Source organism: Kosakonia sp. AG348, assembly GCF_003337365.1.
In the GTDB taxonomy this organism is placed as follows: Bacteria; Pseudomonadota; Gammaproteobacteria; order Enterobacterales; family Enterobacteriaceae; genus Kosakonia.
Genome location: NZ_QPJR01000001.1, coordinates 708,810 through 730,584 on the forward strand (window position 1 = coordinate 708,810; position 21,775 = coordinate 730,584).

22 protein-coding genes are annotated in these 21,775 nt (G+C 55.0%); 11 read left to right on the top strand and 11 right to left on the bottom strand.

The features are described 5' to 3' along the window. Window positions 1-10 precede the first annotated feature (10 nt). Window positions 11-784, bottom strand: coding sequence for an alpha/beta fold hydrolase (locus tag DFO56_RS03555; protein ID WP_052679794.1), 774 nt, complete (start codon window positions 782-784; stop codon window positions 11-13). Window positions 785-913: 129 nt separating this feature from the next. On the opposite strand from DFO56_RS03555, the gene DFO56_RS03560 reads away from it, so the two are divergent. From DFO56_RS03560 to DFO56_RS03570, 3 genes are all read left to right on the top strand, one after another. After that, window positions 914-1,894 carry a GlxA family transcriptional regulator gene (locus tag DFO56_RS03560; protein ID WP_045508778.1) on the top strand — a complete coding sequence of 327 codons (981 nt, stop codon included), beginning with the start codon at window positions 914-916 and terminating at the stop codon, window positions 1,892-1,894. A 142-nt stretch (window positions 1,895-2,036) separates the two neighbouring features. Further along, window positions 2,037-2,675, top strand: coding sequence for a DsbA family protein (locus DFO56_RS03565; RefSeq protein WP_045508775.1), 639 nt, complete (start codon window positions 2,037-2,039; stop codon window positions 2,673-2,675). A 12-nt stretch (window positions 2,676-2,687) separates the two neighbouring features. Continuing rightward, on the top strand, window positions 2,688-3,539 hold the full coding sequence (locus tag DFO56_RS03570; RefSeq protein WP_045508772.1) for a Vmh family MBL fold metallo-hydrolase: 852 nt from the start codon (window positions 2,688-2,690) through the stop codon (window positions 3,537-3,539). A gap of 302 nt (window positions 3,540-3,841) precedes the next feature. Here DFO56_RS03570 and yjbE read toward each other — a convergent pair whose 3' ends face one another. Further along, the gene (gene yjbE / locus DFO56_RS03575; protein WP_020456906.1) at window positions 3,842-4,090 is read right to left on the bottom strand and encodes an exopolysaccharide production protein YjbE; all 249 of its coding nucleotides are present in this window, start codon (window positions 4,088-4,090) and stop codon (window positions 3,842-3,844) included. A 302-nt stretch (window positions 4,091-4,392) separates the two neighbouring features. Between yjbE and DFO56_RS03580 the strand changes: the two genes are divergently transcribed. Beyond that, entirely contained in the window at window positions 4,393-4,959 is a 567-nt protein-coding gene (locus DFO56_RS03580) for a LuxR C-terminal-related transcriptional regulator (protein WP_020456905.1), read from the top strand. Between the two features lie 471 nt (window positions 4,960-5,430). On the opposite strand, the gene DFO56_RS03585 is transcribed toward DFO56_RS03580, so the two are convergent. Beyond that, window positions 5,431-6,318, bottom strand: a complete 888-nt coding sequence (locus tag DFO56_RS03585; RefSeq protein ID WP_045508769.1) for a LysR family transcriptional regulator — start codon at window positions 6,316-6,318, stop codon at window positions 5,431-5,433. A 1,358-nt stretch (window positions 6,319-7,676) separates the two neighbouring features. On the opposite strand from DFO56_RS03585, the gene DFO56_RS03595 reads away from it, so the two are divergent. The 3 genes from DFO56_RS03595 to DFO56_RS24565 all read left to right on the top strand — a co-directional run bounded on the left by DFO56_RS03595 (window position 7,677) and on the right by DFO56_RS24565 (window position 8,992). Beyond that, window positions 7,677-8,156, top strand: a complete 480-nt coding sequence (locus DFO56_RS03595; RefSeq protein WP_020456902.1) for a hypothetical protein — start codon at window positions 7,677-7,679, stop codon at window positions 8,154-8,156. Between the two features lie 399 nt (window positions 8,157-8,555). Continuing rightward, window positions 8,556-8,789, top strand: coding sequence for a KTSC domain-containing protein (locus DFO56_RS03600; RefSeq protein ID WP_020456901.1), 234 nt, complete (start codon window positions 8,556-8,558; stop codon window positions 8,787-8,789). Window positions 8,790-8,893: 104 nt separating this feature from the next. Continuing rightward, window positions 8,894-8,992, top strand: a complete 99-nt coding sequence (locus DFO56_RS24565) for a YoaK family small membrane protein (RefSeq protein WP_017455774.1) — start codon at window positions 8,894-8,896, stop codon at window positions 8,990-8,992. Here DFO56_RS24565 and DFO56_RS03605 read toward each other — a convergent pair. Next, complete coding sequence (locus tag DFO56_RS03605; protein ID WP_045508763.1) at window positions 8,989-10,230, bottom strand: MFS transporter; 1,242 nt, start codon at window positions 10,228-10,230, stop codon at window positions 8,989-8,991. The genes DFO56_RS24565 and DFO56_RS03605 overlap by 4 nt on opposite strands. Window positions 10,231-10,436: 206 nt before the next feature. On the opposite strand from DFO56_RS03605, the gene DFO56_RS03610 reads away from it, so the two are divergent. Genes DFO56_RS03610 through DFO56_RS03620 form a run of 3 tightly spaced genes read left to right on the top strand, consistent with a single transcriptional unit; the run spans window position 10,437 to window position 13,233 of the window. Further along, the gene (locus tag DFO56_RS03610) at window positions 10,437-11,441 is read left to right on the top strand and encodes an ABC transporter substrate-binding protein (RefSeq protein ID WP_020456899.1); all 1,005 of its coding nucleotides are present in this window, start codon (window positions 10,437-10,439) and stop codon (window positions 11,439-11,441) included. Then, the gene (locus tag DFO56_RS03615; RefSeq protein WP_045508760.1) at window positions 11,438-12,478 is read left to right on the top strand and encodes an iron ABC transporter permease; all 1,041 of its coding nucleotides are present in this window, start codon (window positions 11,438-11,440) and stop codon (window positions 12,476-12,478) included. The genes DFO56_RS03610 and DFO56_RS03615 overlap by 4 nt, the downstream gene beginning before the upstream one ends. Continuing rightward, window positions 12,475-13,233, top strand: coding sequence for an ABC transporter ATP-binding protein (locus DFO56_RS03620; RefSeq protein WP_045508757.1), 759 nt, complete (start codon window positions 12,475-12,477; stop codon window positions 13,231-13,233). The genes DFO56_RS03615 and DFO56_RS03620 overlap by 4 nt, the downstream gene beginning before the upstream one ends. 45 nt (window positions 13,234-13,278) lie before the next feature. Here DFO56_RS03620 and DFO56_RS03625 read toward each other — a convergent pair whose 3' ends face one another. Together DFO56_RS03625 and DFO56_RS03630 are read right to left on the bottom strand one after the other, a co-directional pair. Continuing rightward, window positions 13,279-13,683 (bottom strand): hypothetical protein, encoded by a 405-nt coding sequence (locus DFO56_RS03625; RefSeq protein WP_045508754.1) that lies wholly within the window; start codon window positions 13,681-13,683, stop codon window positions 13,279-13,281. A 1-nt stretch (window position 13,684) separates the two neighbouring features. Beyond that, entirely contained in the window at window positions 13,685-14,989 is a 1,305-nt protein-coding gene (locus DFO56_RS03630; protein WP_045508752.1) for a hypothetical protein, read from the bottom strand. Window positions 14,990-15,305: 316 nt separating this feature from the next. Between DFO56_RS03630 and DFO56_RS03635 the strand changes: the two genes are divergently transcribed. Further along, entirely contained in the window at window positions 15,306-16,238 is a 933-nt protein-coding gene (locus tag DFO56_RS03635) for a nucleoside recognition domain-containing protein (protein ID WP_020456894.1), read from the top strand. Between the two features lie 40 nt (window positions 16,239-16,278). On the opposite strand, the gene DFO56_RS03640 is transcribed toward DFO56_RS03635, so the two are convergent. The 5 genes from DFO56_RS03640 to DFO56_RS03660 are packed head-to-tail and all read right to left on the bottom strand — an operon-like array spanning window position 16,279 to window position 21,568. Next, complete coding sequence (locus DFO56_RS03640) at window positions 16,279-17,793, bottom strand: ABC transporter substrate-binding protein (protein ID WP_020456893.1); 1,515 nt, start codon at window positions 17,791-17,793, stop codon at window positions 16,279-16,281. Further along, entirely contained in the window at window positions 17,774-18,811 is a 1,038-nt protein-coding gene (locus DFO56_RS03645) for an ABC transporter ATP-binding protein (RefSeq protein WP_045508750.1), read from the bottom strand. Before DFO56_RS03645 ends, DFO56_RS03640 begins: the two co-directional genes overlap by 20 nt. Beyond that, a complete protein-coding gene (locus DFO56_RS03650) occupies window positions 18,811-19,791 on the bottom strand; it encodes an ABC transporter ATP-binding protein (RefSeq protein ID WP_045508747.1) in 981 nt (326 codons plus the stop codon). Before DFO56_RS03650 ends, DFO56_RS03645 begins: the two co-directional genes overlap by 1 nt. Then, entirely contained in the window at window positions 19,788-20,633 is an 846-nt protein-coding gene (locus tag DFO56_RS03655; protein WP_020456890.1) for an ABC transporter permease, read from the bottom strand. The genes DFO56_RS03650 and DFO56_RS03655 overlap by 4 nt, the downstream gene beginning before the upstream one ends. Beyond that, a complete protein-coding gene (locus tag DFO56_RS03660; RefSeq protein ID WP_045508744.1) occupies window positions 20,630-21,568 on the bottom strand; it encodes an ABC transporter permease in 939 nt (312 codons plus the stop codon). Before DFO56_RS03660 ends, DFO56_RS03655 begins: the two co-directional genes overlap by 4 nt. Window positions 21,569-21,775 lie beyond the last annotated feature (207 nt).

A 21,775-nucleotide genomic window follows, 5' to 3' on the forward strand; every position in this document is an offset into this window, starting at 1 on the left:
AACACAGCAGTTATTTAAAGGATTTAGCAGCAGTATCGATAAATTTCGCCACCGCTTCGGGTTGCGAAACCATAGACAAATGTGAACTGTTAACGCTATATACCGTGGCGTGGATCTGTCTGGCTATTTTCTGCTGAACGGCGGGTAACAAAGCATGATCTTTTTCGGTCAGCAAATACCAACTCGGTTTATTTTCCCAGGCGGCATGAGTGATTTTCCCCTGAAATGCCGCGAGGGCGATCGGTTGTGAAACCGCAGCCAGCGCCCGGACATTGCTGGTTGAAATATCGTTCGCCATCACCTGTTGAAACTGGCTGGCATCATCTAACCACACCAGCCCTTGCGCATCCGGCGTTAACCCACTCATTGGCGCGTTAAGCCGCGCCAGTAAATCCGTCACCGATTCCCCCGTTGCCGGTGCCAGTGCCGAAAGGTAGACCAACCCCCGCACGTGGCTGTTATTACCGGCCTGGCTGATAACCGCACCGGCCCACGAATGACCGACCAGCAGCACATCGCCGTGCTGGCCTGCCAGCACACGCCCGGTGGCGGCGACATCATCATCCAGCGAGGTCAGCGGGTTTTGTACCGCCGAAACGTGGTAGCCCATGTTTTGTAAGCGCTCGGTCACAGCGGCCCAACTGGAGCCGTCCGTAAACGCGCCGTGTACCAACACAATATTTTTAATCGGCTGCGCGGCCACCTGCGCCGATATCACGCTCAACATGGCCGCACAAGATGCCGCCGTGATAAACCGTTTTCCTTTGCGAAAAGCGTTCCGCATGTTCTCTCCCGCCACCTACTGATGAAGTTATAAACACCATGCGCAGAGTGTAATCAGGGGTTTCTGGCGTGGTAAGATGGCGAACTTGACATTAAACAGGCAAAATCAGACATAATGCGGAGAACCACAATGCAGATAGCGATAATGGCCACGGCAGGCAGCATGATGTCTGCGATTAGCGGGCTTGCGGATATGTTCTGGATAACCAACCAGCTTCTGCCCGCCAGCGATGAAGCCAACCGGTTCAGGATCGCCATTGTCAGCCCTGACGGGAAGCCGGTCGCGGACGCGCAAGGTCGCACGATTGCGGTGGATGGCGCGTTTGCCAGCATAACCGCGCCCGATGTGATTCTGGCCTGCGGCATGGCGCTTGGCGGTAATAAACTGCCTGCGCTCACCAGCCCGGAAGCTGTCGCGTGGTTGCGCCAACAGCATCAGCGCGGTGCGAAAATTGGCGGCGCCTGCGCCGGGGGGTATCTGCTGGGTGACGCCGGATTGCTGGATGGCAGAGAGTGCGCCACCACATGGTGGCTGTATCCCACTTTCCGCGCCCGCTATCCGCGCGCCAAAATGGTGTGGGGCAAAGCGTTAATCGAAGAGCGCAACGTGATCACCACCGGCGGACCGCTATCGTGGGTGGATCTGGCGTTGCACATTATTCGCCAGCATGCCGGGGACGAAGTGGCAAGGATGGCAGCGGATATGACCGTTGCCGACAGCCAGCCGATCTCCCAGCAAATCTATGCGCCGCGCGGCTTTTTAAACACCATCGATCCGCTGTTACTGCGCGCCGAACAGCTTATCCGCTATGAAAATCCGGCCATCACCGTCGAAGCACTCGCCAGCGCGTTGAACCTCAGCCCGCGCACTTTGCACCGAAAACTGGCCGATTTAACCCGCGAAAGCCCTAAACATTTTATTACGCGTGTGCGCATAGAATCAGCCTGCCTGCTACTTGAAAACCCGTCAGCCAATATCAGGCACGTCGCCGCCGCGTGTGGCTATACGGAAGATACGGCGTTTCGCAAAGCCTTTAGCCAGCTCATAAACATGACACCTGCGCAGTACAAGCACTGGGCTGCCGCGCGAAACACGAAGCACGGGCATTAACGCCCCGCCGTTGCGGCATTTTTGTCGTCATGGCGGGGTTATCTGATCGTTTTACGAAACGCTGCATGTCCGGTTACGGGAATTCTCTTCACCGTCAATGTGCCTACAATGGACGGCACCTGCACAACAAGAGAGAATAACCATGGCATTTCAGGCTGGGCTGTACTGGATAATCGATCCGCTCTGCGGCTGGAGTTATGGCGCACTGCCGCTGATTAACCGCACGGCTGAACACTTCACTGAACGACAACATATTTTGCCCGGCGGCCTGTTTATCGACGCGCAGCGCCGCCGCCTGGACGCCGACTGGCTGGCCCATGTGCACGAACATGATGATCGGATCGCGAAATTAACCGGTATGCCGTTTGGCCGTGCTTATAAAGAAGAGTTGCTCGCCCGCGACGGGTTGCTGCTCGACTCGCTACCGGCCACTCGCGGTTTGTTAGCCTTACAGCAATCTGGCGAACCGGCTGACGCACTGCGCTTTCTTAACGCCATCCAGACAGCATGGTATCGGGACGGCCGTGATATCACCCGCGATGAGGTGGTCAATGCGGTGATTCAGCACGCCACCGGTCTGCCTGTTGTCAACGGTCAGGTGGCGGAAAGCGAAGCCCGCGCCGCCATTCAATATGGCCGCATGGTCATGGCACAAGCCGCCGGAGCGGGTTTCCCCTGCGCCGTGTTGGTGCAGGAAGATGGCCGTTACACGCGGCTTCCGGTCAGCCAGTATTACGGCAATCCGGATGCATTTATGTCGCTCGTAAAAACATATCGTTAAAGGAACTCCACCATGAACCGTAAACTACCCGGCGTATTGCTGATGCTCGCCAGCGCCTCTTCTGTTGCCGCACCGTTACAATTGCAGGTTTATAACCCGCAGGAAAAGGCGATTTTCGCCGTCTCATCCACGCTGGTTTCTGGTCCTACGGAAGCCATTTTGTTTGATGCGCAATTCAGCGTGAAAGATGGCGAAAAACTGGTGGAGATGATCAAAGCCAGCGGCAAAACGCTCAAGCAAGTGGTGATCACCTCCGGCGATCCGGATTTCTATTTTGGCCTTGAACCGATCGTTAAAGCCTGGCCGCAGGTCAAGGTGGTTGCCTCGCCGGCGGTGGTGAAACATATCGAAGCGACAAAAGAGGCCAAGCTGGCGTACTGGGGGCCGCAGATGAAGGACGGCGCGCCGCACACCTTAACCGTACCGACAGCGACCACGGCGACCCACTTTACTATCGATGGTGAAACGCTGGAGCTGCGCCATCCGCAAAGCTATGCGGCTTATGTCTGGATCCCGGCGAATAAAGCCATTCTCGGCGGCACGGCGATTTCCAGCGGCATCCACGTCTGGAGCGCCGATACGCAAACCCCGGCTGCACGTGCGCAGTGGCGTGACGTGCTGGGCGAAATGCAACGCCTGAAGCCGCAGCAGGTGATCCCCGGTCATTACCTGGGGGCGCGTCCCGCCGGTGAGCAGGCCATTACGTTTACCCTTAATTACCTCGATACCTTCGAGCAGGCGCTGAAAGCGAATAACACCTCGGCGGGCGTTATCAAAGCAATGAGCGCCGCTTATCCGAAGCTGGCAGAAGCGGGTTCACTGGAGCTGAGCGCAAAAGTGAACACCGGCGAAATGACGTGGTGATCGTCACGCGGAATCCTGATTTCCCAGATCAGAATTTACGCATCATCTGCAATATTGTTCCGCACATGCCGGGCGCGGCGTGATGAATTAAACGCCGCGTCATGAACAAGATAAGGGGGCCACTGCGTCCCCCTTTTCCATTCCTGCATCTCCCGCAACTCGCAATATGCTCACCTTCCGCGTGCCGATCGGCTGTCGGCTCGCGTCGGGATGACACGTCCCCTCACACCTTCCGGTGCGATCAAACATTGCGTTTTAAATCCTCAAAAGCCCTGGCGTGGCGAATTAAAAAAGCGTCACCGTTAATTGGCAGGCGTAGTCGTCGTCGTTGTGCTGGTTGAGGTATTACTGCCGTTATCTCCCCCGCCCATTGATAATAAAAGCAAACCGGCTACGGCAGAAACAACTGCCACGCCGGTGACGGCTGAACTGCCAACTGCATATTCCGCTGCATTCTCCCCGGCTGCTTTTCCTTCTTCTGCGGGCGCTGCGTAGCAAATTTCAGAAATAACAAATACGAAAGCGATAATAATGTATTTTAAAAGCACCATAATCCTGTCCTCATATTTATTTGGGATCATCTGCACTTTAAATCGCCATCGCAAAAACGGATCGCAAAATAGGACATTCCTCGACAATATGAAAACAAATGGGAGATTCCTCAGCGAAACCAAATTATCTCAGCGGATGCACATTTCGCTTAAAAATAAAAATAAGATAATCCTCAGTTAACAATTTTTTAGCAGTATGATAGAGATCAAAGAAGACATAGAAGAACACCACAAAGGATTGAGAAAAATTTCAAACTGCAAATTTTACACACGCACATCCAGACGCTCCAGGAGGGTGTAATATGGAAAGAAAAATAGATGTCATATTATGCAAAATCACCTGCTCTTATACCAAAAAAGGCATCACGCAATTAGTTAATGAAATCAGAAACGGCAGTGGTTTGCACATTGGAATTAACTTCACAGCTCCTTATTCTGGCCGGGGAACATTAGTGGTAACCAAAGGTAATTTTATACCCTTTACGTTGGCACATACGCCCATGATTGTGATACCCGATAAAGTTCCGGTCAGCGTTTTAATGGACATATTAACCGAATTTGTTTATGGAAGAGTCAGCCAGCATGTTAAGACGATCCGTCTGGGAAGGCGCGAAATTGCGATTCTTAAAGAGATGATTTTCGAAAAAAGTGACGAGGAGATTTCAACGCTATTAAACATCAACAAAAAAACCGTTTCATCGCACAAGGACAACATAAAAAAGAAAATCTCCGCGAGTACAAAGATTGACATTTTCTATGCGTTTAGCATTTTTTCCTTTACCGACTCCACATTAAATGAGAGTACGAGTGAAGATCCACTTTTTATGCCGCCGGGCGAGCAAATAAATAGAATGGTCGCTTACGGCTAAGAAAGAAAAATAACTACAACACTCAGCAAAATAAAAACCAGGACGCAACATGAAATTGCCTTTTTATCCCATCGATAAAAAGGCAATTCACATTAAATATCGTTAAGTCTTCTTGCCGTATTTACGCGGTTGACCCACTTTTCTTGAGCGTACAAGTCGAAAGTGCCTGTAAAAAGAATACGCGATAACGATCAGCAGCACGCCTATCAAGGCCAGGTTCATCATCACCATTTTAGTTTCACTCACAACGGGCGGGCTTTCATTTAACCGATAAATAACCGCAGCCGTCAATAGCTGACCAAAAAATAAGACTGGCCTCAACAGCACAAATAATTAAATGCTAATGATGAGATTAAACCTAAGGAAAACAATGGCGCTGCCGCGCATTGCCAGCACGAGTACGCAACACCGCTATTATCTTTAGATTTTTCATCGTTATTACCCGGCTAATTCCCCACATAAAATGGCTATTTATTCTGGCACGCTGGTTAACTGCTGGCGGATAGCATCAATAAACAACCGCAGCGCGGCGTGTTGATGTTCCCGAGACTGATACAGGCCATAAATCCCCAGTCGTTGCGGTTCGAGATCGGGTAACACCCTGACCAGTTGGCCATTATTCAGCGCCTCCAGCGCTTCCCGTTCCGGCACCAGCGCCAGCCCACACCCGGCAATCGCCGCATCGCGCAGCACCGCCGAGATCCCCGCGCTCAGATTACCGTTCGCCATCACTTGCCACGTGTTTTGTGCGCTGTCGGTGAAGTGCCACGACTGCCCGGCGAAACCGCTATAGTGGAGACAATTGTGGTGCTCAAGCTCGTGTACCGTGTGCGGTGTACCGTGCAGACGCAGGTAATCCGCCGATGCGCAAAGTACCGAGCGGCACTCGCCGAGACGGGTGGCTATCGCCCCTGCTTCCGGGTTATTGGTGATGCGAATCGCCAAATCGATGCGTTCACCAATCAGGTTGACCGGGTGGTTTCCCACTTCGACTTCGATTCTTAACGCCGGGTAACGCGCCAGAAAATCCGGCAGTACCGGCCCGATAATGTGGCTGGCCGTGAAGTGGGCACAGGCGACACGCAATGTGCCGGAGGGTGTTTCCCGCGTCGATTGCCCTTCGATATCGCCAAACAGCGGCGCGAGTTGCCGCGTCTTTTGTAGCGTATTTTCCCCGGCAGGCGTAAGCGTCAGGCGGCGAGACGAACGATGAATAAGCCGGGCGCCCGCCCATTTTTCCATCTCATCAAGGTAGCGGCTGACCATCGGGCGAGAAATCCCCAGCGCCCGCGCGGCGGCGCTCAGGCTTCCCAGCTCGCAGATGCGATTAAACACCACCACCGCCATCACTCTGTCCATCTGTGCACCTGTTCGGTTTGTGAAACGTAACGCGCATTGTTTCAGAAATGTGCCAGGCAAAACAGCCTTCCTCGCATACCTTGTGTTTTGAGTACCGCGCGCGCTTCCCGCTTTTTGTGTAAATCCGCGTTCTGTGACGCTGCCGTTTTAACGTCACATGGTGATGAAATGGCTGTCATGCCAACGAAGGCGCATGACATCTGGCGCTTTTTCAACCAGCAATGCCAGCCCTTTGCGCACGATGTCACTCATCGGTGTACTGCGCTTTACGGCACCTTCTTATCTTCGCCCTGCAATTTATGCATAAAGTTTACAGGCGGTGTGCCGTTAGTCATATCGGTGGGCCAATGCTTTGGCAATGCAAATACCTGAATGTGTTTTGAGCGGGAAACCGTGGATGAGAAAAATGATACGAAAAATATTGTTACTGCTGTCTGTTTTATCGATTGGCTATTACGCCTACTCATATTCTACGGTGATGGCAGATTTACCCTTCACGTACCAGGTACAGAATGTCTTCACAATAGTCATGTGCTCGGTGTTTGCAGCACTGTTATTTGCATCAAATAATAAAGAACTATTGTTTTTGCTAAATCGTTACTATTGCTCATTCAGCATAAGAAAAACAAACGATAGCGATAACTACACCATTTTATTCTGTTTCATGTTTCTGTCTTACGCGCATTATTATCTTTCCAGCCTGTTCTGCAGGTTAATACTGGATGTAATAGTAAAAATCGGCTTACTGGATACCTTCCTGGCGATCAATATTTACACTTCACTGTTATTTGCAGCAAACTGTTTATTGTTTGTGGTTTATGCAATCCCTGTTGTGCGGGCATTTATAAAGCGGAACGCTGAAAAAACGTCTGTAGTTTCTACCCAACAGGACGAATAAACAGACCTGCGATGCAACGTTCACTCCTTTGCAGCCCATAAAAGACTGGCGCGAGTTCGCCAGCACTTTTTTGTTATCCGGGTGCCATTTTAATATGTTTTGACTTCAATTCAGTAAGTTACCTACATTCTGACCGTTTGGATTATGTTTGTGCTTTCCGCGCACGCGCAGAGTTATGCAATCAGATGGATACGTTACCCGCCCCGGATAAAAGGTCTACGCCAAAAACCCGATTTGTTTTTTTATTTCCACCGTTATCTTTAAGTGATTATCGGATGAACACACGGTAGCGGATAATATTTAAATCAGCGCAAATGGGTTGATATAAATATGACGTCACTATACCGACCGTTTATCTCCAGTGAGAGGCGCGTTGTTTTTTTGATGCGCATCCGATAACCAAAATTAAATACCAACAGTGCACGATAAACACCCATCGTAATCATGAGGAGAGAAAGAGATGCCATCTATTTATTATCGCGGTGATAACCGTGTTATTTCCGAAATACAAAAAACCGGGTTCCAGCCGCGCATTGAATCGTGCCGCGGGCGAACTCCAGCCCAGGCTATTGCCTATATTCAGCAGCTTATTGTCACCAACGGTTTTAAAAACCTTGTTGATATTGGCGGTTACATCATAAGTAATTCTAAAGGGGATTCTGTCTCGACTTCATGTATTGAAGATGGCGCTTCTTATGGCAAACATAAATATCGCATCACCGCCCCGAAGAGTGCGCTGTTTTTTGAATTTAATCTCGACGGCAGCGTGGGAGCACAACTGCCCGATCAAGGGCATATGTATGGACGCAAGCCGTACTATATTTTAACCGACGCGAACCCTGACTTAAGCCAATACGTTATTGTTGGCACCAGAACAGCCACGCAGGAAGCCACCTTTTTTACTGATATACCCAGCGACTGGATCTCGTTACTCAGCTAACCGGATCGTGCAGCCCTGCTCGACGCGAAACAGTGCCCTCCTGCTTAGTGAGGGCACTGCTTAGGCATGAATTACCCCATGGCATCACTGTGCCAGGTTTCCCTTTTCGTTAATCTGCACCATGGCATTCTGCGCACCGGTTTGCCGCGCTGAACAGCGAATAAGTGCATGTCACAGCCGGACGGCTGCGATCATGCTGTGCAACGTTCTACCGGCGTCTGATTCACACCGTGAAACGACGCGCAATGCGCATCCCGCTCTGTGCATGCCCCCCCTTTAGTAAACGCTGGTTAAACGGCACGCCGCTAAATCCCTGGCCACAGTGTAAATTTTCCGCGTCCACTGCCGATAGCAATAGCAGAAGTGCCACTTTGACATTGACGTTGAGCAGAACACATTATGAAAAGACATCCCCTTTCCTGCCGCGCGCTGCGCGCCGCCGGATACGATCCAAACTCCTGCGTACTTGAGCTTGAACACAGCAACGGCCGGGTTGAGCAATATCTTGGCGTGCCCCCCAAAACCTGGCAGGCATTTTTGATGAGCCACGAGCAGGAAAACTATTTTCGCGAGCATATCGCCAGTAGCTACCTGAAAATTACCGTCGAGCAGGCAAATCGCAGCCGTTTTTAACCGCTGATGCGGTAATTTTTTGCCCGCGTTTGTGCTAACGTTGTCTGCCCGCAGACGATGCGGTTTGGTGCGTGTTCATGCTGGCGACAGCGTAACGAGGTGTTATGAGAATTGGTATTGCGTTTCCTATCCTGGTTTTTATTGTCGCCGTCGCCTTTCTGACGTGGTTTATCGCTGGCGGTTACGCCACGCCAGGCAGCTAACGCCCGGCGTGCTGCGCCATCGGGCGACAGATAAATATCATGGCCAGTGCGCTGAGCAACGGGATCAGCGCCAGCCACAACCAGGCGATACTCGCCGCCGCAGAAGGGGTCAGTGCGTTATCCAGTTGCCCACCTAACAGGAAGTTTCCCGCAAGCACCGTCACGCCCCCCATCGACGCCAGTGCGCCATAATGCGCGCCGAGGTTCTGGTTATCCGCGAACCATGGCACCAGATCTTTCCCCACCGGGACAATCAGCATTTGCCCGAGCGTTAATAGCGTCACCATGCAGGCGGCGGGTACATAGCGCTGCCAGTTTTCCGGTGCCGGTGTCGCGGCAAACAGTGCAACGCTGATAAATGACGCAGCCAGTAGCGCAAACCCCACCGGCAACATGCGTGCCGCGCCAATACGGCGGGCAAGCCGCGCCAGCGGCATCTGTAACGTGATGATGAGCACCGACGCCAGCATAAAGAGCGGGCCGAGGGTTTTCTCGCTGCTGCCCGATCGGCTCAGCTCAACCGGCAACGCCAGGTAAAGCTGGTTATAGCTGAACAGATAAGCACTGTAGGCCACCATAAACGCGACAAAACGCGGTTTGCGAAAAGTTTTCCACCACGGTAGCACATGCAGCGTTTCCGTTTTCCCGTTGCCACCCGGCAGACAGAAAAAGAGCACCAGCAGCGCAACCATAAACACGCCCGCTCCGGCCAGCGCCACGCGCTGGAAACCAAAACCGGCAAGCAGCGAACCCAGCAGCGGCCCGAGCACCGTGCCCAATTCGCCGCAAATGGCGAACAGCGCGAACCACTCCGCGCGGCTGCGCTTTCCCGCTTTTTCACTCTGCGTGCCCGCTTTCGCCAGCAGCGCTTCGATGGAGGGGGAAAACAGCGCCCCGCCAACGCCGGTTAAACAGGCGCCCAGTACCACCGGCAGCAGCTCCCCGCCAAACGCCAGCAGCAGATACCCGCTGATACGCACCACGCAGCCGCACAGAATAATGATCCTTGCGCCAAAGCGGTCGGATAACGCGCCGCCTAATAAAAACATGCCCTGCTGAGAGAAAGTGCGCAGACCGATGATCAAGCCAATCAACGAGCCAGAAAGCAGCAAATCGTCGCGCAGATAGATCGCCAGAAACGGCACCACCGCATAAAAACCGATATTAAAAATCAGCTGGCTACCGGCGAGCAGATACGGCGAGGTCACTTTCGACGGGGCAGAAATTTGGGCAAGCATGAAGGTTCCAAGTCAGCAAAACGCGCAAAGGTCTTTAATACCGGGGAAATTTCCTGCTGGCAACTCTCTTTAAACACACATTGAAAACAAGGTATTCATTGATAATCCCCCATATTGACAAGGCCCATGCCGCTCGGTATAAGAGCCGCCATAAGAATGATTTGCATTTACAAAACTAATACTTTCTCAAGGTCATGATGATGCCAATGTTTAAAAAATCGTTGTTTGCACTGGGGATGTTGTTTGCGGGTTCCGCTCTGGCGCAAGCCACCCATTATCCGCTGACCATTGAAAACTGCGGAGTGCAGGTTACGTTCGACAAAGCGCCGCAGCGCGTGGTGGCGCTGGGGCAGAACACGGCAGAAATCATGCTGCTGCTTGGTTTGCAGGACAAAATGGTGGCCAGCGCGTTCTGGCCGACCAAAGTGCTGCCGCAGCTTGCCGCGCAGAATGCCAAAGTGAAAGTGCTGACGGTTGAGATCCCAACGCTTGAGTCGATCATTGCCCAGGAGCCCGATTTCGTGGCCGCCCAGTTGCCGATCCTGCTGGGGCCGGACAGCAAAGTGGCGAAGCGCGAAGATTTGTCCGCCATTGGCGCAAACAGTTATCTCTCACCGGGTGTCTGCGCAACCAAACAGGATAACGGCGATATTTACGGTAGCCGTCATACCCTGTGGAACCCGTCGCTGCTTTATAAAGAGATCAGCGATCTGGCCGAAATTTTCGATGTACAGGATCGCGGCGAGAAGCTGATTGCCGGGTTTAAACAGCGCGAAGAGGCGCTGCGCAGTAAATTCGGCCACGGCAAGAAAAACCTGTCGTTTGTCTTCTGGTTCTCCAGCGCCTCGCCCTCGGCGGATGCCTATGTCGGCGGCAAGAACAGCGCTTCCGGTTATATCGCCAGCCTGCTTGGCGGACACAGCGCTATCACCTCGGAAAGCGAGTGGCCGACGCTCAGCTGGGAAAGCATTATTGCTTCTAACCCGGATGTGATTGTTGTCTCCAGTCTCGATCGTAACCGCTGGGCGCTGGACAGCGCGGAAGAGAAGATCAAATTCCTGAAAAGCGATCCGGCGGTCAGCCAGCTTGAGGCGGTGAAAAAAGGCCATATCGTGGTGATGGACGGCCAGGCGATGAACCCGACCATCCGCACGTTCTACGGTGCAGAACAAGTGGGCGCACAACTGGAGAAGTTGGGGCTGGATAAATGACCACGCCCTCACCGGCTGCGCTTAAAAAAGCGCAGCACGCGGTACTCTTGTTGTTATCGCTGGTGCTGCTCGCACTGGTGATTGCCGTCAGCGTCGGCGTCGGCGAACTGGCGATTCCGCTGAGAACCACCTTTTACGCCGTCAGCAATAAACTGGGGCTGACCAGCGAGCCGCTAAACCGTATCCATGAAACGGTGATTTGGGACTTCCGCCTAAGCCGCGCACTGGTTGCCGCCTGCTGCGGCGCCGGGTTAGCGATTTGCGGCGCGGTGCTGCAAAGCCTGCTGAAAAACGCGCTGGCAGAACCTTATGTGCTGGGCGTGTCCGCCGGGGCATCCACCGGCGCGGTATCGGTGGTGGTGTTAGGTCTCGGCGCAGGCGCGGTGTCGCTCTCTGCCGGGGCATTTGTTGGCGCGTTTGCCGCGTTTTTGTTTGTCGCCGTGTTAACCAACGGCGCGCGCGGCGGTAACGAACGCACCATTCTCGCCGGGGTCGCGGCGTCCCAGCTTTTCAACGCCATCACCGCGTACAGCATCAGCACCTCCGCCAGCGCGCAGCAAGCGCGGGATGTGATGTTCTGGCTGCTGGGCAGTTTCAGCGGCGTGCGCTGGCCGGAATTCCAGCTGGTGTTAGTCGTGGTTATCGTTGGTCTGCTGGCGTGCCTGTATCACGCCAAAGCGCTGGACGCTTTTACCTTTGGCGATGACGCTGCCGCCTCGCTGGGCATTCCGGTAGGTGCGGTACGCTTGATTCTCTTTTCCGTTACCGCACTGATCACCGCCACCATTGTCAGCATGGCAGGTTCCATTGGCTTTGTGGGCCTCGTGGTGCCGCATGTGATGCGCTATTTCATCGGGCCGCTGCACCGCCAGTTACTGGTGGCGTGTGCGATGGCCGGTGCGATTTTGATGGTGCTGGCGGATATTGCCTCGCGCACGCTGATTGCGCCGCAAAGCCTGCCGGTTGGCGTGGTTACCGCGCTGGTGGGCGTGCCGTTCTTCGCGGTTATTCTCTATCGCTCAAGGAAATTCGCATGAGTATCAGCGCCAAAAATCTCTGCTGGCGGGCAGGGAAAAAAACCATTGTCGATAACGTCTCGCTTGAAGTAGCAAAGGGCCAGACGCTGGGCCTGCTGGGGCCGAATGGTTCAGGAAAATCCTCGCTGCTGCGCATTCTGGCCGGCCTGCGCCGCCCGGATGACGGCAGCGTGATGCTGGATGGTCGCGATGTCGCAACGCTGAGAAAAAAAGCGCTGGCGCAGCGGGTGGCGTTTGTTGAGCAGCATGCGGCGACGGAAGCCAACATTCGCGTGCGCGATGTGGTGAAACTGGGGCGCATTCCGCACCACTCGCCGTTTAGCCCGTGGTCGCACAGTGATGATGAGATAGTCACGGCGGCGCTTGAGCGCGTGGGCATGCTTGAGCACAGCGAACAGGGCTGGCAAAGCCTCTCCGGCGGCGAACGTCAGCGGGTGCATATTGCCCGCGCGCTGGCGCAAGCGCCGAGCGAAATTTTGCTCGACGAGCCTACCAACCATCTCGATATTCATCATCAGATGCAGTTAATGCGCCTTATCAGTGAACTGCCGGTGACCAGCATTGTTGCGATCCACGATTTGAACCACGCGGCCATGTTCTGCGATGCGCTGATCGTGATGCAAAAAGGGCAGATTGTGGCGCGCGGCACGCCGGACGAGGTGCTCACGGAAGCGATGCTGGCCGAGGTGTTTCAGGTGCGGGCACGCATTGAGATCTCACCCGATCACGGCAAAAAGCATATTCACTTTTTGTGAAAAGCTTTGCGCCAGAACGTAGCACTGTTTTGGCGCAAAACAGGTTTACAGATCGATAACGTTGCGGCTGTCCTGCAACGTGGCATGTAACGTTTTCAGCGACACCACCGAAGATTGCTGGGTGATGGCCACAATCGCGCCTAACGATTTATCTAACAGGTCCAGATTGTTCGTTTCCAGCGCTTTATCCAGCACGGCAAACGTCTGGGTAAGCGAGGTCTGGCGCAGCGCGAAATCCTGATTCAACGCCTGCAACAACACCTCTTTTTGCGCCTGAATCCGCGCAATTTGTACTTCGGTTTCCCTGGTGATTTGATGGCGAGCCGTTTCCTGCTCCGCACGGTATTTTTGTAAATCACGCCAGGCGTCAAAAATCTCTTTCGCCGCCGAGGCCGCTTGTAACGGCGACGCTTTTGCCGCCACTTTCGAGGCGTTAAACAGTGCTTTCATATTATGCCCACCAGAATAAATAAGCTGCGTATCCCATCACGGCCAGAATGCCCGTCCCCACCAGCCCTGAGCTGTCAAAATTAAACAGACGACCTAACGCCCCGGAAAAGCCGGTGAAACTGAACAAAAAGGCAACAAGCGAGGTGTAAGTCCACTCAATGCTGTGCAGGTAATACCCCAGCGCGCCAAAAAGAAGGCACAGCACGATCCACACCAGAAACGAAGGTTCATCATCATCGGCAATTGCTTTGCGCCGCTGGCTGTCTGCCAGCCAGAAATAGAGCGCGCTCTGCTCGCCAGGTGCAAGAGACGAGACATCGCTGGTCATGGTCATGTGATCATTTGCGGCGATCAGGTTTGTCACCAGCGTATTCACACGCTCCTCGGTGAAGGCCTGCGCATGGGAAACCACCGTCACGGATTCCTGCGTTGGGCTATTCTGATCATCCACCAGACGTATCGCCAGCAACTGTTTCATCGCTTTTACCAGCAGTACGGTTTGGAGTTTCAGGAAAACGACACGCTCGTGCGCAACGTTAGTTGAGAGTGCCTGATCCAGCATCTGGTAACTTGTTTTCAGGCGCTGAGCAATACCTTCAATGGTCGAGGCATACAGCGAAATATGCTGGTTAATGGCCTGCGCTACTTCGATTACCGCATTGATTTTTGCCACTTCCTTGTTAACCGCACTGCGATATTCATACGCTTCGGTCAGTTTTTTTTCCGCATTCTGGCTGTATTTCAGCATCGCGAAAATGGCGACCGGAGCCAGCACAATGCCGCCCAGCACCATGGTGCCACCGGCGATCCCTGCGCCACCGGCGGAAAGCGCACCGCCGCCAAACCAGGCCAGCGTGGCGTTACTGGCGGCAGCGCCGGAAAGCGACGCGATCGCAGTGCCGGTAGAGGCCGCGCCGAATGTCGAAACCGCGCTCATCGAGCCGAGGGCGAGCGCCGCGCCGGTTGCTGTACCTTTCACCCCGGTGCCAATGATTTCGGTCATTTTTACCGACTGGGTTTGCAACTGCGGCGCGTCGTAGCGGGCAAAATTATCTAACACATCCTGCGAGACTTTGGTCTCCAGCCGGTTAACTTTTTGGCACTTCTCCAGTACCGACAAGGCCTCAGGGATAATGACATCCGCATAGCGTTGCTTTTGATCGAGCAGCGTGTTGATGAGCGTTGACGATGTATTTCTGGCTTCTTCCAGCCCCTCTTCCGCCAGCCGCGCTTTAAAACGCGCATTCACCACAATCTCTTCTGCTTCTTTTTTTTGCTTGTGTGCTTTAAAAATATTCAGTCCCATCGGTAACCTCGAATCATCCCACTGTGTTCCAGGCATAAAATCGGGTTATCGGCATATTCGGCTGAACGTTAAGTGAAATTTTCCCGACGCCGACCACTGCTATGCCGACCGTTCTTTTTATTGCGCGGCCTATCTCTTTGTATTTCTTCCAGAATGCCACGTTTCGTGGGGCTTTATCGCGCCACCTACCAGATCACGTAGCTCGGGTAAAACTGGCGACTCTGCAAAGAAAATAAGTAAATACAATGGGGTGAAAGCGGCGGCCAAACCGTTGCCGGGTGTACTATAGCGGTGAAAACATTCACCGGAGTCAGTAATGAATATCATTGAAATCATCATGTCGGCGGGCAAGGTTTCCGTAGATGTTGCGCTGTATACCTTGCTGCCCATCATGGTGGTGATGCTCATCATGATGAAATACCTGGAGGAGAAAGGGGTTTTAGATGGCATCGTGCGCCTTACCTCCCCCGTTCTGAAACCTTTTGGTATCAGCGGAATGGGGATTTTCGCCCTTATCCAGCTTAACTTTGTCAGTTTCGCCGCGCCTCTCGCCGCCCTGGCGATTATGGAAAGAAGAGGCACCTCCGACCGCCATCTCGCCGCCACGCTGGCCATGTTGTTCGCCATGGGTCAGGCAAACGTCTTTTACCCGCTAACGCCGTTCGGCCTGCACTGGGGGATGGCGATTGTGATTTCACTTATCGGCGGGCTTGCCGCCTCCACGCTGACCTATTATGTGTCGGGACGAAAACTCTCCGCTGCCAGCCTGCGCGACGAAGAGGGCGAATTGCACCAGGATAAACCGCGCGCGGGTTTGATTGCGGTGATTAACGGCGCAGGGGCAGATGCCATCCGCTTGTCGCTGGGTTCACTACCGATGCTGCTGCTGTCGTTAACGGTGGTGGGGTTACTGAAAGCCGCGGGCGTAGTGGAAGCCTTAACCACGCTGCTCACGCCGCTGCTGTCGTTTTTCCATATTTCGACGGTGTATGTGTTGCTGGCGTTAACCAAATGCCTGGCGGGCGGGACGGCGTATTTTGGCGTGGCGTCCGAAATGGTGCAGCACGGGCAGTTAACGGCTGAGCAAATCAACGCCTCGGCGGGTTTTCTGGTGCAGACGCTGGACTTGCCCGGTATCGGCATTTTTCTCGGCATCGCCAGCCGCTTTGTGCGTCTGTTCCGCTTTGCGCTGCCGGGCGCGATTGTCGGGATACTGGTGCGCACCGTCTTGCATACGGTGATGTTTTAAGCGTACGCCGGGTGACGCAATGCGCACCCGGCAGCCTGTTCTATTTTTTCACCGTATCTTCAAGGAAGAAACGTCCCAGCGGATTTTGGTAGAAACCTTCAATATTCTTCCGCGTCACATTGCGATAGGGGCTGTAGTAGAGATCGATCCAGTTCACATCAGCTTTCGCCATTTTTTGCAGCTCGATATACATCTGTTCACGTTTTTTCGCATCCATTTCGACACGTGCCGCCGCCACCAGCGCTTTCACTTTGTCGTTCTTATAACGCGTCATGTAGTTCATGTTCGTGTCATGGCCGAGCACAAAGGTGGTTTTCTGATCCGGGTCGAGAATGTCGTTGGTCCAGTACATCACCGAAATATCGTACTCACCGGCCACCAGCATGTCCCAGCTCTGGCTGGGGTCAACTTTCTGCAAGTTCACCTTCACGCCCGCTTTCGCCAGCTGCTGTTGCAGTAAAATGGCGATTTGCTCATCCACCTCATCCCCGGCGTTAACCACATAATTCAGCGTCAGATCGCCCGCGCCCGCCGCTTTCAGCATCTGTTTCGCTTTTTCTGGATCGTAGGGGCGACGCAAATTGTCGTTGTAGTGATAGAGCGCACCGGCCGGAATATAGGAGTTCGCCACCTGGCCGTAACCAAAGGTCACGGTTTTGACAATCGCGTCTTTATCGATGGCAAAGTCCAGCGCCTGGCGCACCTCCACTTTGCCAAGCGCGCCGTGCGAATGGTTGATAAGCAGATGATCTTCGCGGGTTGACGGATCCAGCTCCACTTTCAGATTGCTATCTTTTTGCAGGGAAGCGATGCGCGAGAACGGCACCGTCAGGGCGGCATCCAGTTCGCCGGCCTGCACTTTCAACATACGCGTGTTGTCATCCGGGATAGTCAGCCAGTCCACTTCATCAAGGCTGACATTCTTCGCCTGCCAGTAGTTCGGGTTCTTCACCAGCACGATTTTTTCGCCGCGCACCCACTCTTTTACGCTGAACGCGCCGGAACCGACCGGTTTTTCCGCGAAGGTTTCTTCGCCTTCGGCTTTCAGCGCTTTCTCGGAGATCACCGACGCGTTTGGCAGCGCCAGCTGTGACAGGAACGGCGCAGAGGGCGATTTCAGCGTCACCACCAGCGTGCGCGCATCCGGCGCTTCGGCTTTATCAATAATGCTGTACGAGTCGCGCCAGAGCGATCCTTCATCACTACGAATGCGCAGCAGGCTGAAGGCCGCATCGCTGGCGCTTACCGGCGTGCCATCAGAGAATTTGGTATCGCGGATTTTAAAGGTATAGACCTTGCCATCCGGGGAAATTGTCCAGCTTTCCGCCACGCCCGGTTCCAGTTTGGTGCCGGTTTTATCGACGCGCACCAGCGGATCAAAAACGTTGGAAAAGACCCAGTTATCCGCGTTCTGCGCCGATTTGATCGGATCAAACGTGGTGCTGTCTTCCCGACGACCAATCGTCAGAACGCCAGCCGCCTGCGCCATTTCACTGACCACACTGAGCGCCAGAAAAACGCTGGCTGCCAATAACTTAACTTGCTTGTGCTTCATCAAAGGATCCCTCAGTCAAAGGAAAAACACTCTTCTCGCCTGCGTGCGTCAGCACACAGATCCAGGCGTGATCGGCAATCTGCCGGGTCGGGGGTAATGCGCCAGTGCGGCACTGCACCTGCGCGTAAGGGCAGCGCGGATGAAACGCGCAACCTTGTGGAATGGCAACCGGGCTCGGCGGCTCGCCCGTAAGCGTCTCCTGCGGCAACGGTTTATCCGGATCGATTTCCGGGATGGCGGAGATCAGCGCAGCGGTATAAGGGTGGCGCGGATGGGTAAAGACGGCTTCTGCGGGGCCTTCTTCGACGATCCGCCCGAGGTACATCACCGCCACCCGATCGCACAGGCGGCGCACAATCGCCAGATCGTGGGCAATAAACAGGATCGCCAGCCCCATTTTTTCACGCAGATCCATCAGCAAATTGACGATCTGCCCCTGAATGGAGACATCCAGCGCCGCCACGCACTCGTCGGCGACGATCAACCGGGGTTCGATCGCCAGCGCCCGCGCAATCCCCGCCCGCTGGCACTGCCCGCCGCTCAGTTGGCCGGGTTTGGCTGCGGCGTGCTCCGGGCGCAAGCCGACCAACGTCAGCAGTTCTTCAACCCGTGCGCTAATCCGGTCGCGCGGCACTTTCTGGTAGACGCGCAGCACTTCGCTGATGCTTTCGCCTATTGTCTGCCGCGGGTTAAGCGAGGCGAACGGATCCTGAAAAATCATCGCCGTTTGCAGACGCAGCCGCGCGATGTCGCTTTTCAGACCGTGAGTGACGCGGTGGCCGTCGAAACGCACTTCACCATCATTGATCTTTTCTAGCTGCAACAGCGCCCGCCCCAGCGTGCTTTTGCCGCTGCCGGATTCGCCCACTAATCCCAGCGTTTCACCCGCGTGGATTTTGAGCGTCACCTGGTTTACCGCGTGGACCACGCGTTTTTTGCTGAGCAACCCGCCGGAAACCGGAAACGTGACTGAGACGTTATCCGCTTCCAGCAAAGGCCAGTTTGCCGGTGTCGACATTATCCCTCCCGCTGAGTCAGTGGCTGTAAGGCGTGATGGCACGCCGCTGCGTGCGTCAGGCTGTCGCGCCCGAACAGTAACGAAGGCTGCTGCTGACATGCGCTGCTCGCCTGCGGGCAACGCGGGTGAAAGCGGCAGCCGGTCGGGAAGCTCCCTGCCAGCGGCGGTTGTCCATTGATGGTGACCAGCCGTCCCTGCCCGCCTTCGCTGGAGGGCTGGCAATCAATTAACCCGCGCGTGTACGGGTGCAGCGGCTGCGCCAGCACTTCGCGTTTGCCGCCCACTTCGCATAAACGCCCGCCGTACATCACCGCAATGCGATCGCAGGTTTGCGCCACCACGCCAAGATCGTGGGTGATCATCACCACCGCCAGGCCTAACTGCTCGCGCAGGGTGCTGAGCAAACGCAGGATCTGCATCTGCACGGTGACATCCAGCGCGGTGGTCGGCTCATCGGCAATCAGCAGCGACGGTTCCGGTGCCAGCGCCACGGCAATCATCGCACGCTGGCGCATACCGCCGGAAAATTCGTGCGGATAGTTGTTAATGCGGTTTTGCGGATCGGGAATGCCCACCTGGCGCAGCAGCTCTTTGGCATCCTCTTTTGCCTGCCGACGGTTAACACCGAAATGCAGGCGGCGGCTTTCGGCAATCTGCTCGCCAATGGTCATTACCGGGTTTAAGTGGCTGGCCGGGTTCTGGAAAATCATGCCAATTTCCCGTCCGCGCACCGCCGACATCTGCGCTTCGCTAAGCGACAACAGATCGCGCCCGCCAAACCACACTTCGCCACCGCTAATCGTCAATCCCTGCCCCGGCAGCAGTCGCATTAGCGCCCGGCAGGTCACGGTTTTTCCGGAACCGCTCTCGCCCACCAGCCCCAGCATTTCCCCGGCCTGCAGCCGGAAAGAGACCTTATCCACCAGCGCGCCATCATCCCCCCGGGAAATGGTCAGTTGCGAGACGTTTAGCAAACTCATACGCGCGCTCCCAGTTTGTCGCCAAGACCATCCGCCAGCAGGCTGAAGCCCATTGCCAGCAGAACAATCGCCAGCCCCGGAAAGGTGGTTATCCACCAGGCAGTAGTGATAAAACTCTGCCCTTCTGCCACCATCACGCCCCACTCGGCCGTCGGCGGTTGTACGCCAAGACCGAGGTAGCTCACCGCCGCGCCGTTTAACAGCACCAGCACGCAATCCGACATGGAAAACACCAGCGCGCCGGTCATGGCGTTAGGCAGCAAGTGGCGAAACAGAATGCGGGCATGACCATAGCCGAGGCTACGCGCCGCCAGCACAAAATCACGCTGCTTGAGGGTTAATACCTGCGCCCGCACCAGCCGGGCGTAAGAGACCCAGCCAACCATCGCCATCGCGATGTAAAAACTGCCAAGACCCGGCCCGAGAATGGCGATAATCGCCAGCATCAACACCAGAAACGGGAACGCCAGCACGATATCGATAATGCGCATGATCAGCGCATCCACCGCGCCACCCAGGTAGCCTGACAGCGCGCCGAGCGTGGTGCCGAGCAGAAATGGAAAGATAACGCCCAGCAGACAGATTTGCAGATCCACCCGCGCGCCCCACAGCACGCGGGAGAAGATGTCGCGGCCAAAGTTATCCGTGCCAAAAAGATGTGCGCTCCCTGGCGGCAGCAAGCTGGCGGTCGCATCCTGGGTTATCGGATCAAACGGTGCCAGCCACGGGGCGAATAACGCGACGCACAGCCACAAGCCAACAATCAACAGCCCAACGCCCAGGGCATGCTGCTGTGGAATAGCGCGTCGACGTAACACGGTCAGTACGCTGATAGCACTCATAGTTTCACCCTCGGATCCAGTGCTACCGTCAGTATGTCGGCCAGCAAGTTGACGGCGACCGTGGCAAGGGCAAATACCATCACCACGCCCTGCACCACCATGTAGTCACGGCTGAAAATCGCTTTTACCAGCAGTTGCCCCAGTCCCGGAATGGCGAACACGCTCTCAATCACCACCGTGCTGCCAATCAGCCAGCCGATATTCACCGCCAGCAGGTTTAGCGTCGGCACCAGTGAGTTGGGTAACACATGCCGCCAGAAGATGCGGTTTTCCCGCTGCCCGCGCGCTCTGGCGGCCATCACGTAATCGCTGCTCATCTCCATCAGCAGGCTGGCGCGCAGGTTGCGGATCAACACCGCCGACAACGCCAGCGCGACGGTCAGACACGGCAGCACCATATGGTGCAACTGGTCGGCAAAATCGCTGCCGTAACCGGAAACCGGGAACCAGCCCAGCACCACGCTAAAAACAATGATCATCATGATGCCCAGCCAGAAGGCGGGGAAACCGAGACCGGCGGTGGTGAACAGGCGAATAAGCTGGTCGGCGATGCGCCCACGCTGACGCGCCGCCAGCGCTGCCAACGGCACCGTAAAAATAACTGCCAGCAGTACGCTGCCAAGCACCAGCCACAAGGTGGGCTCAAGGCGGGAGTTAATCAGTTTTAGGGTATCGATGCGGTAGACGATCGATTTTCCCAGTTCGCCCTGCACCAGATTGCGCAGAAAGTAGCCATACTGTACCCACAGGGGTTCATCCAGCCCGAACTGCGCACGAATACGCGCCAGTGCCGCTGGCGTGCTGCGCACGCCAAGCAGGATGCGCGCCGGATCGCCGGGGATAGCGCGCACCATCGCAAACGTGATGATGCTTATTCCCAACAACACCGGCAGTAGCTGCAATGGTCGGAATAACAGAAAACGGTAACGGTGCATCAGCATTCTCCTGTGGTGCATGCGGGGTCGTAAGGTTAAAAAAACGCCTCGCGATGGTGCGCCACTCCCCTGGTTATCCGCGCCCGGCCTTGTTTGTCGGGCGTTTTCTTTACGCTAGCGGCATCCATGGAGGCTGGGTAGTTAGCAAAAATACTAGTTTTGCTTCTCCCGCGTGACGGCACCGGAATTGCATACCTTCCTCACGCT

Bases quoted from the DNA above. Each gene is read 5' to 3' on its own strand.
- DFO56_RS03600 (WP_020456901.1), top strand. From the start codon at position 8,556: ATGAAAAGACATCCCCTTTCCTGCCGCGCGCTGCGCGCCGCCGGATAC.
- DFO56_RS03610 (WP_020456899.1), top strand. From the start codon at position 10,437: ATGTTTAAAAAATCGTTGTTTGCACTGGGGATGTTGTTTGCGGGTTCC.
- DFO56_RS03555 (WP_052679794.1), bottom strand. From the start codon at position 784: ATGCGGAACGCTTTTCGCAAAGGAAAACGGTTTATCACGGCGGCATCT.
- DFO56_RS03655 (WP_020456890.1), bottom strand. From the start codon at position 20,633: ATGAGTGCTATCAGCGTACTGACCGTGTTACGTCGACGCGCTATTCCA.
- DFO56_RS03580 (WP_020456905.1), top strand. From the start codon at position 4,393: ATGGAAAGAAAAATAGATGTCATATTATGCAAAATCACCTGCTCTTAT.
- DFO56_RS03620 (WP_045508757.1), top strand. From the start codon at position 12,475: ATGAGTATCAGCGCCAAAAATCTCTGCTGGCGGGCAGGGAAAAAAACC.
- DFO56_RS03605 (WP_045508763.1), bottom strand. From the start codon at position 10,230: ATGCTTGCCCAAATTTCTGCCCCGTCGAAAGTGACCTCGCCGTATCTG.
- DFO56_RS03650 (WP_045508747.1), bottom strand. From the start codon at position 19,791: ATGAGTTTGCTAAACGTCTCGCAACTGACCATTTCCCGGGGGGATGAT.
- DFO56_RS03630 (WP_045508752.1), bottom strand. From the start codon at position 14,989: ATGGGACTGAATATTTTTAAAGCACACAAGCAAAAAAAAGAAGCAGAA.
- DFO56_RS03635 (WP_020456894.1), top strand. From the start codon at position 15,306: ATGAATATCATTGAAATCATCATGTCGGCGGGCAAGGTTTCCGTAGAT.
- DFO56_RS24565 (WP_017455774.1), top strand. From the start codon at position 8,894: ATGAGAATTGGTATTGCGTTTCCTATCCTGGTTTTTATTGTCGCCGTC.
- DFO56_RS03645 (WP_045508750.1), bottom strand. From the start codon at position 18,811: ATGTCGACACCGGCAAACTGGCCTTTGCTGGAAGCGGATAACGTCTCA.
- DFO56_RS03625 (WP_045508754.1), bottom strand. From the start codon at position 13,683: ATGAAAGCACTGTTTAACGCCTCGAAAGTGGCGGCAAAAGCGTCGCCG.
- DFO56_RS03585 (WP_045508769.1), bottom strand. From the start codon at position 6,318: ATGGACAGAGTGATGGCGGTGGTGGTGTTTAATCGCATCTGCGAGCTG.
- yjbE (WP_020456906.1), bottom strand. From the start codon at position 4,090: ATGGTGCTTTTAAAATACATTATTATCGCTTTCGTATTTGTTATTTCT.
- DFO56_RS03615 (WP_045508760.1), top strand. From the start codon at position 11,438: ATGACCACGCCCTCACCGGCTGCGCTTAAAAAAGCGCAGCACGCGGTA.
- DFO56_RS03640 (WP_020456893.1), bottom strand. From the start codon at position 17,793: ATGAAGCACAAGCAAGTTAAGTTATTGGCAGCCAGCGTTTTTCTGGCG.
- DFO56_RS03570 (WP_045508772.1), top strand. From the start codon at position 2,688: ATGAACCGTAAACTACCCGGCGTATTGCTGATGCTCGCCAGCGCCTCT.
- DFO56_RS03560 (WP_045508778.1), top strand. From the start codon at position 914: ATGCAGATAGCGATAATGGCCACGGCAGGCAGCATGATGTCTGCGATT.
- DFO56_RS03565 (WP_045508775.1), top strand. From the start codon at position 2,037: ATGGCATTTCAGGCTGGGCTGTACTGGATAATCGATCCGCTCTGCGGC.
- DFO56_RS03595 (WP_020456902.1), top strand. From the start codon at position 7,677: ATGCCATCTATTTATTATCGCGGTGATAACCGTGTTATTTCCGAAATA.
- DFO56_RS03660 (WP_045508744.1), bottom strand. From the start codon at position 21,568: ATGCACCGTTACCGTTTTCTGTTATTCCGACCATTGCAGCTACTGCCG.